At 53.4% G+C, this 16,973-nt stretch carries 15 protein-coding genes, 6 tRNA genes and 1 other RNA gene; 14 read left to right on the top strand and 8 right to left on the bottom strand.

From position 1 onward, the window contains the following. Positions 1–4: 4 nt before the first annotated feature. Positions 5–80: transfer RNA gene (locus Q3V30_RS06140), tRNA-Ala, on the bottom strand. A gap of 46 nt (positions 81–126) precedes the next feature. Next, a tRNA-Ala gene (locus Q3V30_RS06135) sits at positions 127–202 on the bottom strand. A gap of 429 nt (positions 203–631) precedes the next feature. Here Q3V30_RS06135 and Q3V30_RS06130 point away from each other — a divergent pair. Together Q3V30_RS06130 and Q3V30_RS06125 are read left to right on the top strand one after the other, a co-directional pair. Further along, positions 632–1,420, top strand: a complete 789-nt coding sequence (locus Q3V30_RS06130; RefSeq protein ID WP_306211422.1) for a formate/nitrite transporter family protein — start codon at positions 632–634, stop codon at positions 1,418–1,420. A 157-nt stretch (positions 1,421–1,577) separates the two neighbouring features. Next, the gene (locus Q3V30_RS06125; RefSeq protein ID WP_306211421.1) at positions 1,578–1,937 is read left to right on the top strand and encodes a YfeC-like transcriptional regulator; all 360 of its coding nucleotides are present in this window, start codon (positions 1,578–1,580) and stop codon (positions 1,935–1,937) included. Between the two features lie 45 nt (positions 1,938–1,982). Here the strand turns inward: Q3V30_RS06125 and gltX are convergent, their stop codons facing one another. Continuing rightward, positions 1,983–3,398 carry a glutamate--tRNA ligase gene (gene gltX, locus Q3V30_RS06120; protein WP_306211420.1) on the bottom strand — a complete coding sequence of 472 codons (1,416 nt, stop codon included), beginning with the start codon at positions 3,396–3,398 and terminating at the stop codon, positions 1,983–1,985. Positions 3,399–3,670: 272 nt separating this feature from the next. Between gltX and Q3V30_RS06115 the strand changes: the two genes are divergently transcribed. The 6 genes from Q3V30_RS06115 (at position 3,671) to Q3V30_RS06090 (ending at position 5,539) form a co-directional block, all read left to right on the top strand. Further along, positions 3,671–3,746, top strand: a tRNA-Val gene (locus Q3V30_RS06115). Between the two features lie 48 nt (positions 3,747–3,794). Then, a tRNA-Val gene (locus Q3V30_RS06110) sits at positions 3,795–3,870 on the top strand. A 34-nt stretch (positions 3,871–3,904) separates the two neighbouring features. Further along, a tRNA-Val gene (locus Q3V30_RS06105) sits at positions 3,905–3,980 on the top strand. A gap of 4 nt (positions 3,981–3,984) precedes the next feature. Then, positions 3,985–4,060 (top strand) — tRNA-Lys (locus Q3V30_RS06100). A 31-nt stretch (positions 4,061–4,091) separates the two neighbouring features. Further along, positions 4,092–4,216: non-coding RNA, RtT sRNA (locus Q3V30_RS06095), on the top strand. Between the two features lie 963 nt (positions 4,217–5,179). Next, positions 5,180–5,539 (top strand): FlxA-like family protein, encoded by a 360-nt coding sequence (locus Q3V30_RS06090; RefSeq protein ID WP_306211419.1) that lies wholly within the window; start codon positions 5,180–5,182, stop codon positions 5,537–5,539. Here Q3V30_RS06090 and Q3V30_RS06085 read toward each other — a convergent pair. Beyond that, the gene (locus tag Q3V30_RS06085; RefSeq protein WP_306211418.1) at positions 5,536–6,456 is read right to left on the bottom strand and encodes a LysR family transcriptional regulator; all 921 of its coding nucleotides are present in this window, start codon (positions 6,454–6,456) and stop codon (positions 5,536–5,538) included. The genes Q3V30_RS06090 and Q3V30_RS06085 overlap by 4 nt on opposite strands. Before the next feature lie 95 nt (positions 6,457–6,551). Between Q3V30_RS06085 and Q3V30_RS06080 the strand changes: the two genes are divergently transcribed. Then, entirely contained in the window at positions 6,552–7,568 is a 1,017-nt protein-coding gene (locus Q3V30_RS06080; RefSeq protein WP_306211417.1) for a bile acid:sodium symporter family protein, read from the top strand. Between the two features lie 101 nt (positions 7,569–7,669). Here the strand turns inward: Q3V30_RS06080 and Q3V30_RS06075 are convergent, their stop codons facing one another. The 3 genes from Q3V30_RS06075 to zipA form a co-directional block, all read right to left on the bottom strand. Further along, positions 7,670–7,882, bottom strand: a complete 213-nt coding sequence (locus Q3V30_RS06075) for a DUF3820 family protein (RefSeq protein WP_306211416.1) — start codon at positions 7,880–7,882, stop codon at positions 7,670–7,672. A 1-nt stretch (position 7,883) separates the two neighbouring features. After that, positions 7,884–9,902 carry an NAD-dependent DNA ligase LigA gene (gene ligA, locus Q3V30_RS06070; RefSeq protein ID WP_306211415.1) on the bottom strand — a complete coding sequence of 673 codons (2,019 nt, stop codon included), beginning with the start codon at positions 9,900–9,902 and terminating at the stop codon, positions 7,884–7,886. An 81-nt stretch (positions 9,903–9,983) separates the two neighbouring features. After that, positions 9,984–10,967: a cell division protein ZipA gene (zipA, locus tag Q3V30_RS06065; protein WP_306211414.1), complete on the bottom strand. Its 984-nt coding sequence runs from the start codon at positions 10,965–10,967 to the stop codon at positions 9,984–9,986. Positions 10,968–11,176: 209 nt separating this feature from the next. On the opposite strand from zipA, the gene cysZ reads away from it, so the two are divergent. The 5 genes from cysZ to crr all read left to right on the top strand — a co-directional run bounded on the left by cysZ (position 11,177) and on the right by crr (position 16,181). Continuing rightward, positions 11,177–11,938: a sulfate transporter CysZ gene (cysZ, locus tag Q3V30_RS06060; protein WP_306211413.1), complete on the top strand. Its 762-nt coding sequence runs from the start codon at positions 11,177–11,179 to the stop codon at positions 11,936–11,938. Positions 11,939–12,067: 129 nt separating this feature from the next. Then, entirely contained in the window at positions 12,068–13,039 is a 972-nt protein-coding gene (cysK, locus tag Q3V30_RS06055; RefSeq protein ID WP_306211412.1) for a cysteine synthase A, read from the top strand. Positions 13,040–13,431: 392 nt separating this feature from the next. Further along, on the top strand, positions 13,432–13,689 hold the full coding sequence (gene ptsH / locus Q3V30_RS06050; RefSeq protein WP_004158914.1) for a phosphocarrier protein Hpr: 258 nt from the start codon (positions 13,432–13,434) through the stop codon (positions 13,687–13,689). A gap of 218 nt (positions 13,690–13,907) precedes the next feature. Next, complete coding sequence (ptsI, locus tag Q3V30_RS06045; protein ID WP_306211411.1) at positions 13,908–15,635, top strand: phosphoenolpyruvate-protein phosphotransferase PtsI; 1,728 nt, start codon at positions 13,908–13,910, stop codon at positions 15,633–15,635. A 42-nt stretch (positions 15,636–15,677) separates the two neighbouring features. Then, positions 15,678–16,181, top strand: a complete 504-nt coding sequence (gene crr, locus Q3V30_RS06040; RefSeq protein ID WP_306211410.1) for a PTS glucose transporter subunit IIA — start codon at positions 15,678–15,680, stop codon at positions 16,179–16,181. Between the two features lie 94 nt (positions 16,182–16,275). Here the strand turns inward: crr and Q3V30_RS06035 are convergent, their stop codons facing one another. After that, a complete protein-coding gene (locus Q3V30_RS06035; protein WP_306211409.1) occupies positions 16,276–16,971 on the bottom strand; it encodes a GntR family transcriptional regulator in 696 nt (231 codons plus the stop codon). Positions 16,972–16,973: the final 2 nt, after the last annotated feature.

The following is a 16,973-nucleotide window of genomic DNA, read 5'->3' as shown; positions in this document are numbered from 1 at the left end:
TGATTGGTGGAGATAAGCGGGATCGAACCGCTGACCTCTTGCATGCCATGCAAGCGCTCTCCCAGCTGAGCTATACCCCCACTACATTCAATCTGTTGTCCGGTGCCAAATCTGCTGGTGAAGATTTGGTGGAGATAAGCGGGATCGAACCGCTGACCTCTTGCATGCCATGCAAGCGCTCTCCCAGCTGAGCTATACCCCCGAACCGAATAACCGCGCCGAAACCTGAGTTGTCCCGACGGCGGGGATAATATGAAACAGCGATGATGGTGTCAACGGCAAATTACCAAACTGAAGTTAATCGCTGAAAAAGCCGTCAATAAGCACAAATCACCGTTTATTTACATCGTAGTCAGGCAGCAGAAACAACCTTTTTGTTAATCTGCCGGCTGATAAAATAGGGTCGGGAGCGCAATTTTACTAAGAATTTTCTGAGGATAGCTTTTTTCGCTGGGCAATCTTGTAAACAGAGCGTTAATTAGCCTCCTAATTGATCTTGTTTTTGTTAATTTCTCGTGCAAAACTGCCCGCGCTTTCGAAGGCCGGAGCCCTCTCAGCGCTGGATGCGCGCGTTGTTCAACGCGATGGATCCGGCCATTTCTTCCTTCACTACACCAGAATCAGAGCTACTATGTCCTTGCATTCACCTAAAGAAATCGCAGCGGTTGCTATTCAATCCGGCGTGGCTAAAAGCCAGTCATCTGTTTCCACTTTGCTTATCCTCGGGTTTTTAGCCGGTGCCTTTATTGCGCTCGGCTTCCTGTTAGATATCCATGTTATTAACTCCCTGCCGGCAGACTGGGGCTCATTTGGCGGCCTGCTTGGCGCGGCCGTATTTCCGGTAGGGATCATCCTGACCGTTCTGGCCGGTGGTGAACTGCTGACCGGTAATATGATGACCATGCCTATTGCCTGGTTCGCGCGTCAGATTAGCGGTTACAGCGTGCTGCGTAACTGGTTCTGGGTAACCCTTGCTAACTTTATCGGCAGCATCGCGGTGGCCTGGTTCTTTGGCCATATGCTGGGCATGACCGAAGGCGATTACCTGAAAAAAACCGTCGCTATCGCTACCGCTAAAGTGAATGCGGATTTCACCCATTCCTTTATCTCCGGTATTGGCTGTAACTGGCTGGTGTGCCTGGCTACCTGGCTGGCTTTCGCCAGTAAAGATGTGGTCGGTAAAATTTTTGGTATGTGGTTCCCGGTAATGGCTTTTGTCGCCATCGGTTTCCAGCACGTGGTCGCCAACATGTTTATCGTACCGGCAGCCATTTTCGCCGGTCAGCTGAGCTGGGTAGAATATCTGCCTAACTTTGTGGCGGTATTCCTCGGCAACACCGTTGGTGGCGCTGTCTTCGTCGGCCTGGCCTATTTCATGGCCTACCGTCCAAAAGCAGATGCGGTAAAAACGTCAAATTAATCCCTGCCCTCCCTCTGCCTGTTGCGGGCAGAGGGAATTCTGTATCCCCCTTTCTCTCGCCGATCCCGGCTGTTAGTAGCCATTCCTGTTAGTTGTTCGTATTACGAAATCCTGTAATATGTTGAGGTTACCTCACGACGCAAACAGGAATTGCATTATGAAAAAGGAATGGTTAACGCCAGAAGAGCTGGCCAGAGAGACAGGTTTCAGCCGTCAGACAATCAATAAATGGGTCAAGAAAGAGCAGTGGACCACCAAGCCTAAACCCGGTGTTCAGGGCGGTAAAGCGAGGATGATCTACATTGATGAACGTGTCCGAAGCTTTCTTAAGTCGACCCGCCATGCTGCCGAACCCCGGACCACCTATCGCGTCCCGCCGGATCCCCTCTCTTCGTTATTGATGACCTCTATCCAGCAGATGAATGCCGTCGAGCAGGAAAAACTTTACGCATTACTGTTACGTGAAGGAATTCAGGGCCTGCTCCGTCGTCTGGATATCAGCGACACTCAGCCATAAAAAAACCGGCCTGAAGGCCGGTTATTATGGAAGCGTTGCGGGACGTTACTGCTGAGCTTCACGCCCGGCAATGTATTCCAGCGCCTGCCCGATGCGCGCTACAGAACGCGTTCTGCCAATTGCATGTACGGTGACATCAAGTGCGGGAGACTGCCCCGCACCGGTGACGGCTACGCGCAGCGGCATGCCGACTTTACCCATGCCCACTTCCAGCTGGTCTGCCGCAGCCTGAATAGCCTGGTGCACGTTTTCAGCACTCCACTCAGTGGTAGCTGCCAGTTTGTCGCGCACCACCTCAAGCGGCTGACGGGCAACCGGACGCAGGTGTTTTTTCGCCGCATCGGCATCAAACTCTGCAAAATCCTCGTAGAAGTAACGGCAGGAAGCCGCCATCTCTTTCAGAGTTTTACAGCGCTCGCCTAACAGCTTCACCAACTGAGCCAGTTCCGGCCCGGTGCGGGTATCAATCTTTTCCTGCTCAATATGCCATTGCAGGTGTGTCGCCACATATTCAGGCGCCAGCGTATTGATGTAATGATGATTCAGCCACTGCAGCTTCTCAGTATTGAATGCGCTGGCAGATTTGCTGACGGCTTCCAGGTCGAACAGGTTTTTCATCTCTTCTACAGAGAAAATTTCCTGATCGCCATGTGACCAGCCCAAACGCACCAGATAGTTCAACAGCGCTTCCGGCAGATAGCCATCATCACGATACTGCATCACGCCTACCGCTCCGTGGCGTTTGGAGAGTTTCTTGCCATCATCGCCCAGGATCATAGAGACGTGCGCGTAAACCGGCACGTGAGCGCCGATGGCTTTCAGGATGTTGATCTGGCGCGGCGTGTTGTTGATGTGGTCTTCACCACGAATTACGTGGGTAATTTCCATATCCCAGTCATCAATAACCACGCAGAAGTTATAGGTTGGCGCGCCGTCAGTACGACGGATGATCAGATCGTCCAGCTCCTGATTGCTGAACTCGATCGGGCCACGGATCTGATCATCAAAGATCACCGATCCCTCCAGCGGGTTACGGAATCGCACCACGCAAGGCTCATCATCAGCATGATGTTCATGGCTGTCGCGGCAGTGGCCGTCATAACGTGGCTTTTCATGGTTCGCCATCTGCGTTTCGCGCAGTTCGTCCAGACGCTCTCTTGAGCAATAGCATTTGTAGGCTGTTCCCGCTTCCAGCATCTGGTCGATCACCGCGTTATAGCGATCGAAACGTTTGGTCTGGTAGTACGGGCCTTCATCCCAGTTGAGGTTGAGCCAGTTCATGCCATCCATAATCGCGTCGATAGCCTGCTGCGTGGAGCGCTCCAGATCGGTATCTTCGATACGCAGTACAAACTCACCGCCCTGATGACGGGCAAACAGCCAGGAGTAGAGCGCAGTACGTGCGCCGCCAACGTGCAGATAGCCGGTTGGGCTGGGGGCGAAGCGGGTTTTGATTTTCATTAACAGCTGCCTTATTACGCTATCAGTTTCGGCTCATGCCGGTGAGGTCTGATTAATATCAACTAAAGTGGGCAACATTCTACCACCTGAAGATGATTCCTCAACGGCATTCCCCCTGTTGTTGGCAGCCTTTGCCTGGAAAGCCAGCTTCACCCACCGTTTTTTGCATAAAACCCCAACATCTTGATTAATTTTAAGACGAACGAATATTTTCCTTTTAAAAACCGTTGACTCATTTGCCGCGATCCCTATAATGCGACTCCACACAGCGGGGGTGATTAGCTCAGTTGGTAGAGCATCTCCTTTACACGGAGGGGGTCGGCGGTTCGAGCCCGTCATCACCCACCACTCTAAAGAGTGGCTCGCAGTGTAGAGTAAGACCAGAATTCCAGAGATGGGTGATTAGCTCAGTTGGTAGAGCATCTCCTTTACACGGAGGGGGTCGGCGGTTCGAGCCCGTCATCACCCACCATCTCGCAGTGAGTTTTGTGAAGAAGTACCGAAGTGGGTGATTAGCTCAGTTGGTAGAGCATCTCCTTTACACGGAGGGGGTCGGCGGTTCGAGCCCGTCATCACCCACCACTTCGGGTCGTTAGCTCAGTTGGTAGAGCAGTTGACTTTTAATCAATTGGTCGCAGGTTCGAATCCTGCACGACCCACCAATGTAGAAAGGCGCCCTAAAGGCGCCTTTTTGCTGTGCGTTATTCGTGAAGGATTTGAACCTGCGGCAGGTTGAGTCGAACGAAGAGAGACAGCGTTGCCATTAGCAACGACCCGGCAGGGCGAGGCAAAGCCGAGTCATCCTGCACGACCCACCAGTGTAGAAAGGCGCCCTAAAGGCGCCTTTTTGCTGTCTGCGATTTATGGTTTTCTTTGCCTACAGCTGTTGCATGGATTAAAGGCATGTCGCCTGAAGGGCCGTAACCTGGTCAGACAGAACAGAATTCTGATTTCAAAAAAGTATGTCGCCTGAAGGGCCGGTAGCCTGGTCAGGCAGAACAGAGTGCTGATTTCAAAAAAGTATGTCGCCTGAAAGGGCGGTAGCCTGGTCAGGGAGAGGGGGCTGAACACAAAAACGCCGTGAACCCTTCCGTGGGGGCTGCGAAGCGGCGTCCATGCCGCTTAGCTTTTGCTTATCAGCCCCCTCTCCCTTCCCCTCAGCGCTGGTGTTGCCTGTTGGAGAAAACCCAAATCCAGCAGCAAACCGGGTTTTGCCCCGTGTGAACATTGAAATCAAGGACAACACCGTATGTTCTGGGCGGCACCATAGAGCACGTTAGCCGAGTGTATGCCGCAGGGATGCGGCAGCCAGGCTTGCGCTAATGCTGCCCCGATAGCTGGTTTAATATCTTGCACCACGGCGTCTCGGATAACGTGCTCTATGGCGACGCCTTTCCACCGGAACCGGTTTTGACCTGTGCGAGCACTGAACTTACCGACAAAGCCGGATTTTTGGGTGGCACCATAGGGCACGTTAGCCGAGTGTATGCCGCAGGGATGCGGCAGCCAGGCTTGCGCTAATGCGGCCCCGATAGCTGGTTTAATATCTTGCACCATGGCGTCCCGGATAATGTGCTCTATGGTGACGCCTTTTCACCGCAGCCGGTTTTGAATTGTATGACCACCATACTTACTAGCATAGCTGAACCTGAGGGGTGGCACCGCAGCCGGTTTTCCTCAGTTCCTTTTCACTTTCTTAGCACTACTTTTACGATTTCTCTTATCAAGTCGCCTGCCCCACAAACCGATAACCGTACTGGTTCATTACAAAGGAGATAGCGATGACGACAATCAATACCAACTCTACCACTACCATTGGCTCGGGAAGCTCAGGCGGCGGCCCAACTTCTCAGATTGCCAGCCTTAACAAACAGATCACTCAGCTACAAAACCAGCTGAAGTCGCTGGGAACAGATGACACGCTGACCACGGAGCAAAAATCTGAACAGCAACAGCTGATTGAAAGCCAGATCCAGCTGATTGAGGCGCAGATTGCTCAGATTGAGCAACAGCAGGCTGAGAAAGCGCAGGAGCAGCAGAGTAACAACAAAGCTGAAACGGCCGTTACTGCTGCCAGCAGTAAATCGGGCGACGGCGTTAACCGTCCAACGGCAACTAATGCGTTGAATGTCTATATCTAAAACGCTGGCGTAATTTCCCGTTGCTGCGTCAGCAGGGCAGCCTGCTGGCGCACCTCCTGCCAGATAGCCTCTGCGGCTGGCGTCAGCGAACGGTTTTTCCGCCGTACCAGCATGATAGTCCTGTTGATTTCCGGCACCATACGCCTGACCAGCAGCGGCCTGCCCTGTGGCAGAGGAAGTGCAAGCGCCGGTAAAATACTGATGCCAATCCCAGCTTCCACCATCGGATAGAGCGTAGCGGGATGACCAATTTCCTGCACAATCTCCGCCTGAACCTGCTGCACCCGCAGCGCTTCATCAATCAGTACACGACTGCCGGAAGCGTAATCCTGTAAAACCAGCTGGCGCTGATTGAGCATATTCCAGTGAATGGTTTGCTGTGCCGCCAGCGGATCATCCTGTCGGCAGAGCAGCAAAAAGGGTTCATCCAGAATGGCTTCGCATGCAAAATCTTCGACCGGCAGCGGTCCGATAACGATACCGAAATCGACCTCCGCATTGCGGATGCTTTGCAGCACCCACTGTTGCGGGCGATCCCGCAACATCACTTTGATTTCCGGGAAGTGCACCTGGCTTGCGGCCAGACACTGCGGCATCAGATGGGCTGAGATGGTCTGGCTCGCCGCAACACGCACGGTGCCACTTCTCTGCTGCCCATAGCTGCGTACGTCCAGTAAGGTGGTGTTAAGCTCTTCCAGCAGCCTTTCAAGCCGACTGGCGAGCTGCTCGCCCGCTTCCGTCAGCAGCACTTCGCGCGTGGTCCTGTCCAGCAGACGGATGCCCATCTCCCCTTCCAGCTCTTTAATACTGTGGCTGACTGCCGACTGGCTCAGCCCGATCAGCTGCCCCGCCTGACTGAAGCTGCCCTGATGGGCGACGGCGACAAAAACCCGAAGCTGCCTGAGCGTATAATTCATCTGATTTATTCATATATGTATTCAATAAATCAATTTTATTTCTAAACCTGCCCGGCGCACAATAGCGCTCATTATTTATTTACCAGGCATTAACAATGGGCATTTTTCGTATTGATCCACTGATGTTGAAACTGATTATCACCGTGCTGCTGGCAACCTTTCTGCCAGCGCGTGGACACTTTGTGGATTTCTTTGAATGGCTGACAACCGCTGCCATTGCACTGCTGTTTTTTATGCATGGCGCAAAGCTTTCACGCGAAAAGATTATTGCCGGTGGCGGCCACTGGCGCCTGCACCTCTGGGTGATGTGCAGTACGTTTGTATTGTTCCCGATCCTCGGCCTGCTGTTTGTATGGTGGCATCCCCTGCCCGTTAGCGCGGAAATTTATACCGGCTTCCTCTACCTCTGTATTTTGCCCGCTACCGTTCAGTCCGCTATTGCACTGACTTCCCTGGCGGGCGGAAACGTTGCCGCTGCCGTCTGCAGCGCATCCGCCTCCAGCCTGCTGGGCGTCTTTATTTCCCCTCTGCTGGTGGGTCTGGTGATGAACGTGCACAACGATGCGGCCAGCGGAAACCTGGAGCAGATTGGCAAAATCATGCTGCAGCTGCTGGTGCCGTTCGTGCTGGGCCATCTTTCCCGCCGCTGGATCGCTGGCTGGGTAGAGAAAAATCGCGGACTGATCGGTAAGACTGACCAAGCTTCGATCCTGCTGGTGGTTTATTCAGCCTTCAGCGAGGCTGTGGTGAACGGCATCTGGCATCGCGTGGGCGCGGCTACCCTGCTCTATATCGTGGTGGGCAGTCTGGGGATCCTGTTTGTGGTTCTGGCTATCAACCTGCTGGTGGCGCGTCTGTTTAAATTTAACCGCCCGGATGAGATCACCATTCTGTTTTGCGGATCGAAAAAGAGCCTGGCGAACGGTGTGCCAATGGCGAATATCCTTTTCCCCTCCGCTTCCGTCGGGATTATTGTGCTGCCGCTGATGATTTTCCATCAGGTACAGCTGATGATCTGTTCCATGCTGGCACAGCGTTATAAAAAAGCGGGCGAGAAGCTGGCGGTAAAACAGCAGGAGGGCAAAGGCCCGGTGGTTGAGTCGCAGAAATAACTTTACTGATTGCACAGATTTACGGTTACCAGCTAACAGAAAACCAGCAAGGATATCGCCTTAGCTGGTTTTCTATTTTCCAGAGCGGCAGTCAGGTTTAATCAACGCTTTAACGGCTTAACCAGGCCTTCCAGACCTTCGACCTTTATCGCCAGGGTAAGCTGTAACAGCTCCCCTAAATGGCCCGCCGGGAATTCGCCCTTGCGGGCGAACCAGAGCAGATACTCTTCAGGCAGATCGATCAGCGCTCTGCCCTTGTATTTGCCAAACGGCATAATGGTATTGGCAATTTCGAGCAGATTCTCTTTTTCCATTTTACTCGCCCAGCAGGCGGATCATCTCCGCTTCGTCAATGACCTCAATACCCAGCTCCTGCGCCTTAGCCAGCTTGGAACCCGCCGCCTCACCCGCAATCACCAGATCGGTCTTCTTCGAAACGCTGCCGCTGACTTTGGCACCCAGCGCCGTCAGGCGATCTTTGGCTTCATCGCGTGAGAGAATCGTCAGCGAACCGGTCAGTACCACCGTTTTACCGGCAAACGGGCTGTCTATCTCTTGCGCATTGACCACTTCCACCGCTGGCCAGCTAATGCCCGCCTCTTCCACCAGCTGACGAATAACCTCGCGGTTGCTCTCTTCATCCATAAAGTTTCGTACGTGGCTGGCAACCACCTTCCCCACATCCTGAACGGCGATCAGCGCATCCAGATCGGCAGCAATAATTTTTTCCAGCGAGCCGAAATGCGCCGCCAGGTTTGCAGCGGTCGCTTCGCCTACCTCAGTGATACCCAGTGAGTAGAGGAAACGGGCCAGCGTGGTCTCTTTGGCTTTGGTCAGCGCGTTGACCACATTCTGCGCCGATTTCGGCCCCATGCGATCCAGGCCGGTAAGCTTGCCCGCGGTCAGGGTGAAAAGGTCTGCCGGCGTTTTGACGTACTCTTTCTCCACCAGTTGGTCGATAATTTTATCGCCCATACCATCCACATCCATCGCCCTTCTGGAAACGAAATGCTTCAGCGCCCCTTTTCGTTGCGCGCCACAGATCAACCCGCCCGTACAGCGAGCCACCACTTCGCCTTCCACGCGCTCAACGTCGGAACCACAAACCGGACAGTGCGTCGGGAAAACGACTTCCCTGGCATCCTGCGGGCGTTCAGAGGCAACCACACCTACTACCTGAGGGATAACGTCGCCAGCACGACGGATAACGACCTTATCGCCAATGCGTAAGCCAAGACGATCTATCTCATCGGCGTTATGCAAAGTGGCATTACTTACTATCACACCCGCAACCTGAACCGGCTCCAGCCTCGCGACAGGCGTGATAGCGCCTGTGCGCCCCACCTGAAACTCGACATCACGTACTGTGGTCATCTGCTCCTGCGCCGGGAACTTGAAGGCAATCGCCCAGCGTGGCGCTCGTGCCACATAGCCGAGCTGCTCCTGTAAATCCTGCGAGTCGACCTTGATCACCACGCCATCAATATCAAAGCCCAGCGTGGCGCGATCCTGTTCAATCTGCCGGTAGAAAGCCAGCACCTCATCACTGCTGTGGCAGAGGCGAATGCGGTCGCTGACCGGCAGTCCCCACGCTTTGAACTGCTGCAAACGCGCCATGTGGCTGCGCGGCATCTCGCCGCCTTCAAGCAGCCCCAGGCCGTAGCAGAAGAAGGTCAGCGGGCGTTTAGCGGTAATGCGGGGATCGAGCTGGCGAAGCGAACCTGCGGCCGCATTGCGGGGATTAGCAAAAACCTTACTGCCCTTGCGGCGCGCTTCCTCGTTCAGGGCTTCAAAGCCAGCCTGAGGCATAAAGACTTCGCCACGCACTTCCACGCGTGCAGGAATATTGTCGCCATGCAGACGAAGAGGAATGGCGCGGATGGTGCGCACGTTAACCGTGATGTTCTCGCCGGTGGTGCCATCGCCCCGCGTCGCCGCTCGTACCAGCAAGCCATTTTCATACAGCAGGCTGACGGCCAGACCATCTAACTTCAGTTCGCAGCAGAAGGTAATGTCATCCCTGTTTTTCAGGCGATCCTGCACACGCTTGTAGAAGGCAAGGTAGCCCTCTTCATCAAAAGTATTATCCAGCGACAGCATCGGCATTTCATGCCTTACCTGTTCAAACGCGCCGAGCGGCGCGGCGCCCACCCGTTGGGTAGGCGAATCGGGCGTAATCAGCTCAGGGTGGGCCGCTTCCAGGTCGCGCAGTTCACGCATCAGCCGATCGTATTCAGCGTCCGGCACCTCAGGGCTGTCCATCACATGGTATTGATATTCATGATGACGAAGCGTGGTCTGCAGCGCAGTAATTTTGTCTTGTAGGGATTCCATAGCGGCACCATAGAGATAAAAAACCCCCGACTGGCGGGGGTATTGGAGAGGGGGAAGCTTACGGCCTGAAGGCTCAGCGCGTCAGGCGTTGGCCTCAATGACGTCACGAATACGGTTTTTATAGGTTTCCAGCTTCTGCGGCGTCATCATCCGACGCTCATCATCCAGCACCACGCCGCCGACATCATCCGCGATACGCTGCGCGGACTGCAGCATCAGCTTGAAGTTCTGATTCGCATCGCCATAAGAAGGCACCATCATAAAGATAGAGACGCCAGGCGTGGAGAAATCAGACATCTCGTCCGGGTTGAATGAGCCAGGTTTTACCATATTTGCCAGGCTGAACAGCACAGGACCGCTGCCGGCAGGACTCAGGTGGCGGTGGAAAATATTCATCTCACCAAACTGGAATCCGGCCTGAAGCACGCCCTGCAGCAGCGCTTCACCGTTCAATACGCCACCTGCATGTGCGCCCACGTGCAGCACCAGCACGGTCTCTTTTGCCCTTTCAGGCTTGGGCGCTGCGGGCGCCTCTTCAGGCGCAGGCTCTGGCTTGAATTCAGGCGTTGGCGCAACCTCTGGCTTTACGCTGGCCGGAGGTTGTACAGGCTGACGTAATGTTTCAGGCTGCGGCTGACGCGGTGCTTCTGGCTGCGGCTGACGAACCGGTTCCGGTTCCTCATCGAAATCATATTCCGGTTCAGGCGCATGCGGCAGCTCGCCGCCAAACAGCGGATCAAGCTCGGGCTGTTGATCAACCGGCTGCTGATGACGTACCGGCTCAGGCTGAGCACGAGGTTTGGTTGGGCGCGGCGGCGCTTCATCAGCCCCAAAAGCGGGCGGAGAAACCGGCTCTTCTGCACGCGAACGTTTCACACGCACTTCACCCACGCCATCATCGGCGTCGTCAAATGCCTCTTCTCTATCCTGTTTTAAACGCTTGTGAGGGCGATCGCGAAAAACGGATGAGCGCTCTTTACGGCTGGTCCACAGGCCGTGAAGTAAAAGCGCTATTATGGCGATCGCGCCAACAACGATTAATATCAGACGCAAATCCTGCATCATTGTATTCTCTGTTGTTCCAATACCTTGCCACCGCGGCAAACTTTATCCTCTAACTGTATTTGCCCTGGATAACAAGTGCAAGTCCGTGCAGTATTTTCTGACAAATAAGCGTGTATCAACACGGTTTTTTGCTGTTTTTTCGTTCAAAAGCACACTGGTACGCGTAAATAGCTGCGTTACCGAAGCGTCTGTAAGGAGAAAATCAGACCATGAGCTCTAATCTCAACCCTAAATCTGGCAACGGCATACACTATTTTGCTCAGGGCTGGAAACTGATCCGGCTGCCGGGCATCCGCCGTTTTGTTATCGTGCCGCTGCTGCTGAATTTTCTGCTGATGGGGGGCGCGTTTATCTGGCTGTTCTGGCAACTGGGAGAATGGCTTCCGGCGCTGATGGCTAAAGTCCCCGACTGGCTGCAATGGTTAAGCTATCTGCTCTGGCCGCTGACGGTGATTTCCATTGTGCTGGTCTTCAGCTACTTCTTCTCTACCCTTGCTAACTGGATTGCCGCCCCGTTTTGCGGCCTGCTGGCAGAGCAGCTTGAAGCGCGACTGACGGGAAAACCGCTGCCAGACAGCGGCTGGTCTGCACTGGTCAGGGACCTGCCGCGCATCATGAAGCGTGAGTGGCAAAAGCTCGCTTACTACCTGCCCCGTGCGCTGCTCTTACTGATACTCTACTTTGTGCCCGGCTTTGGGCAGACGGTAGCCCCGGTGCTCTGGTTCCTGTTCAGCGCCTGGATGCTCTCTATTCAGTACTGCGATTATCCGTTCGATAACCATAAAGTGAGCTTCCAGCAGATGCGGGCTGCCCTGCGTCGCAACAAAACTGACAATATGCAGTTTGGGGCGCTGGTCAGCCTGTTTACCATGATCCCCATACTGAACCTGGCGATCATGCCGGTAGCCGTTTGCGGCGCGACGGCAATGTGGGTTGACCGTTATCGCGCAACGCTCGGACGAGTGCAGTAAGGCCTTATGCCTTTTCATTTGCCCTTATTGCTGCTTAACATATATATATACGATTTCATCACTTCCTTGAAAAACTGAAGCGGGTATGCTTTTAGCGTTCCCCAAATTTCATACAGTTAAGGACGGGCTATGAGTAAGATCTATGAAGACAACTCGTTAACAATCGGCCATACGCCGCTGGTTCGACTGAACCGCATCGGTAACGGGCGCATTCTGGCTAAAGTGGAATCCCGTAACCCAAGTTTCAGCGTGAAATGCCGTATCGGTGCCAATATGATTTGGGACGCAGAGAAGCGCGGCATTCTGAAGCCGGGCGTTGAGCTGGTTGAACCAACCAGCGGAAATACCGGGATTGCTCTGGCCTACGTGGCGGCAGCACGCGGTTATAAACTGACCCTGACCATGCCAGAAACCATGAGCGTGGAGCGCCGCAAGCTGCTGAAAGCGCTGGGCGCCAACCTGATCCTGACCGAAGGCGCGAAAGGGATGAAAGGCGCGATCGCCAAAGCTGAAGAAGTTGTGGCGGCTAATCCGGACAAATTCGTTCTGCTTCAGCAATTCAGCAACCCGGCAAACCCGGAGATCCACGAGAAAACCACCGGCCCGGAAATCTGGGAAGATACCGATGGCAACGTTGATGTCTTTATCGCCGGTGTGGGCACGGGCGGAACGCTGACTGGCGTTAGCCGTTATCTGAAAAATACTAAAGGTATGAAGGATCTGATCACCGTTGCGGTAGAACCTACCGACTCGCCCGTTATCGCGCAGGCGCTGGCCGGTGAAGAGATCAAGCCGGGCCCGCATAAAATTCAGGGCATTGGCGCTGGCTTCATTCCGGGCAACCTTGAACTGAATCTGATCGATCGCGTCGTGGCTATTACCAACGAAGAATCGATCTCTACCGCCCGTCGTCTGATGGAAGAGGAAGGTATCCTTGCCGGCATCTCCTCCGGTGCTGCCGTTGCTGCTGCGCTGAAGCTGCAGGAAGAAGAGGCATTCGCCAACAAAACGATTGTGGTGATCCTGCCCTCTTCCGGCGAGCGTTATCTGAGTACCGCTCTGTTTGCCGATCTCTTTACTGAGAAAGAGTTACAGCAGTAAGCTCAATGAGCCAGATTTGTCTAAAAAAGCACCCGAAGGGGTGCTTTTTTGTGGAGCATGTCAAAGTTTTACCACGCTACAGATTGCTTTTACCCGTAGGTGTCTGGTATCAAAGCCACCATTATTTCGATCCACAAAATTAATCGCTCTGTGCGATGGATCAAGCTGAATCGATTTACTCATTTGGCGCAGCGGCCTAAATCGCGGCATAATGGGCAAAGGAAAGTGAGATGAAAGCGGCAAAGTGGCGCGGCCTCCTTCCTGCCCTTAAAAAGCGCATTTTTTGGCGCGTCTTAGTACGCATGCCAGCGCGACTCATCCAGGCTAAAGTCCTGTCACCAGGCTAGACTTTAGGTCGATAACATCTAACCAAATCAAGTTGGGGAAAAAGAATGTTCCAGCAAGAAGTTACTATCACCGCACCTAATGGCCTCCACACTCGCCCTGCTGCACAGTTCGTGAAAGAAGCGAAAGCCTTTGCATCAGATATCACCGTGACCTCTAACGGCAAATCAGCCAGCGCCAAAAGCCTATTCAAACTGCAAACGCTGGGTCTGACTCAGGGAACTGTTGTCACCCTCTCTGCTGAAGGCGAAGATGAGCAGAAAGCAGTAGAACATCTGGTTAAGCTGATGGCAGAGCTCGAATAAGCATCTCTTCTCAGGCTGAGCCAGCCAACTGAATGCAAACATATTGATCGCGGACAGCACGTCCGCGTTGTTGCTTTCGTAGAGTACCTTTCAGTACAGAGTGAGGGCAGCCAGCGCAAGACGATGGCAGCTGATAACGCTGGCTCGCTGAGTGGATTAGCCAACAGTTTCTGGGTTGATCGCCTCGGGTGATTACTAGTCATTAAAAAGGTAGGGTTATGATTTCAGGTATTTTAGCATCACCGGGTATCGCTTTTGGCAAAGCGCTTTTGCTGAAAGAAGATGAAATAGTCATCAACCGGAAAAAAATTGCTGCCGACCAGGTTGAGCAGGAAGTTCAGCGTTTTCTTGATGGCCGCACCAAAGCTGCAGCGCAGCTTGAAGCGATCAAAATCAAAGCCGGTGAGACATTCGGTGAAGAGAAAGAAGCGATCTTCGAAGGCCACATTATGTTGCTGGAAGATGAAGAGCTGGAACAGGAAATCATAGCCCTGATTAAAGATGAGCTGGCTTCTGCCGATGCGGCTGCCTTCTCGGTGATTGAAGGTCAGGCTAAAGCTCTGGAAGAGCTGGATGATGAATACCTGAAAGAGCGCGCCGCTGATGTTCGTGATATCGGTAAGCGTCTGCTGCAAAATATTCTGGGCCTGCATATTGTTGATCTCAGCGCTATCGCTGACGAAGTGCTGCTGGTGGCGAAGGATTTAACGCCTTCAGAGACCGCACAGCTGAACCTCAACAAGGTGCTGGGCTTTATTACTGATTTGGGTGGCCGCACCTCGCACACCTCGATCATGGCCCGCTCGCTGGAGCTGCCCGCCATCGTTGGCACCGGCAGCGTAACCAGCCAGGTGAAAAATGACGATTACCTGATCCTGGACGGCGTAAACAACCAGGTTTACGTTAACCCGACCCCGGAGCAGATTGAAGAGCTGAAGGCTATTCACAATCAGTATGTGACCGAGAAAAACGATCTCGCGAAGCTGAAAGATCTGCCAGCCATCACGCTGGACGGCCACCAGGTTGAAGTTTGCGCCAACATTGGTACCGTGCGTGATGTTGCCGGTGCCGAGCGTAACGGGGCTGAAGGCGTGGGCCTCTACCGTACCGAGTTCCTGTTTATGGACCGCGAGTCACTGCCTACTGAAGAAGAGCAGTTCCAGGCTTATAAAGCGGTGGCGGAAGCGATGGGCTCTCAGGCCGTTATCGTTCGTACCATGGACATCGGCGGTGATAAAGATCTGCCCTATATGAACTTGCCGAAAGAAGATAACCCGTTCCTCGGCTGGCGAGCGATCCGTATCGCAATGGATCGCCCGGAAATCCTGCATGCCCAGCTGCGCGCTATCCTGCGTGCTTCTGCCTTCGGTAAACTGCGCATCATGTTCCCGATGATTATCTCCGTTGAGGAAGTGCGTACGTTGAAAGCGGAGCTGGAGACGCTGAAAGCGCAGCTGCGTGAAGAAGGCAAAGCCTTTGATGAAACGATTGAGACCGGCATTATGGTGGAAACGCCTGCTTCAGCGGCAATCGCGCATCATCTGGCTAAAGAGGTCGATTTCTTTAGTATCGGTACCAACGACCTGACCCAGTACACGCTGGCGGTAGACCGTGGCAACGATTTGATCTCTCATCTCTACAATCCGATGACCCCTTCCGTGCTGACACTTATCAAGCAAGTTATTGATGCGTCTCATGCTGAAGGCAAATGGACAGGGATGTGTGGTGAGCTGGCTGGCGATGAACGTGCTACACTGTTGTTATTGGGAATGGGGCTGGATGAATTCAGCATGAGTGCCATTTCTATCCCGCGCATCAAGAAAATCATTCGTAATACGAATTTTGAAGATGCGAAGGCATTAGCAGAGCAGGCTATGGCTCAACCCACAGCGGATGAGTTGATGAATCTGGTTAACAAATTCATTGAAGAAAAAACACTCTGCTGAGACCTGGAACGCTGGCCCAATAATACTGCTTAGGAGAAGATCATGGGTTTGTTTTCAAAACTTTTTGGCGATAAGTCAGATACCGCATCTGGAGCCATCGAGATCGTAGCACCGCTGTCTGGTGAAATCGTCAATATCGAAGACGTACCGGACGTGGTGTTTGCAGAGAAAATTGTTGGCGACGGTATCGCTATCAAACCTACTGGCAATAAAATGGTAGCGCCGGTTGATGGCACCATCGGGAAAATATTCGAAACCAATCATGCTTTTTCCATTGAATCCGACAACGGCATCGAGCTGTTTGTCCACTTCGGAATTGATACGGTTGAACTGAAGGGTGAAGGCTTCAAGCGCATCGCGGAAGAAGGCCAGAAAGTGAAGAAAGGCGATGTGGTTATTGAATTCGACCTGCCGCTTCTGGAAGAAAAAGCGAAATCCACGCTGACGCCGGTTGTCATCTCTAACATGGATGAGATCAAAGAGCTGGTTAAACTGACGGGTTCTGTGGTTGTGGGCGAAACGCCTGTGATCCGTATCAAAAAGTAACTGGCTGCTGCGTTCGTAAAAAAGCCCTCTGAGCAATCAGGGGGCTTTTTTTTGGCTTAACCGGCTCAGTACAGGCAGCCAGAACAGAGCCGGCTCAGGAGGTAAGGGTCAGCGCCTGACGCAGGCTTAAGGGATCCGATGAAAAGTCATTGAGATCAAGCTGCTGTTCCAGCTCGTTAAGATGGTCATTCATTACCGACTGCGCCCGGACCAAATTGCCCTCTTTCAGCGCGTCAACAATGGCGCCATGCTCATCACACTGACACGCAGGCACGTCATTACGCTGATAAAGAGCAACAATCAGCGAACTACGAACCATCAGGTTAGCCAGAATTTCACTCAGCACTTTATTACCGCTGATTTCACCCAGCAACAGGTGGAACCGGCTAAATTCACGAACGATATCGCGGCGATCCTGACGGGCAATGGCCTCTTTTTCAGTTCTCTGCTGCGCTTCAAGCTCGCCGAGATGAGCCGCCATCAGCTCCGGGGTGATACAGGCAATAATTGCGCTCTCAATGGCCCGGCGGGCCGTGAAAATCTCGCGCGCCTCACGGGCTTCCGGCTTAGCTACCATTGCGCCACGGTTTGGTTCAATGGTGACGATATGCTGTAACGCCATCCGTTGCAAAGCAGACTGAACGTGATTGCGGTTCGCCTCCAGCACCTCAACAATTTGCGCCTCAACCAGCCGCGTTCCCGGTTTTAAACGATGCTGTGCGATGGCAAGGGACAACGCTTCAACAATGCGCTGCACTTCCTGTTGCTTAGTGGTTACTGATTTGCTCACCC

The organism is Erwinia pyri (assembly GCF_030758455.1).
GTDB lineage: Bacteria > Pseudomonadota > Gammaproteobacteria > Enterobacterales > Enterobacteriaceae > Erwinia > Erwinia pyri.
Note: the sequence above shows the minus strand (reverse complement) of the source record. Positions and strands in the feature narration are given on the sequence as shown.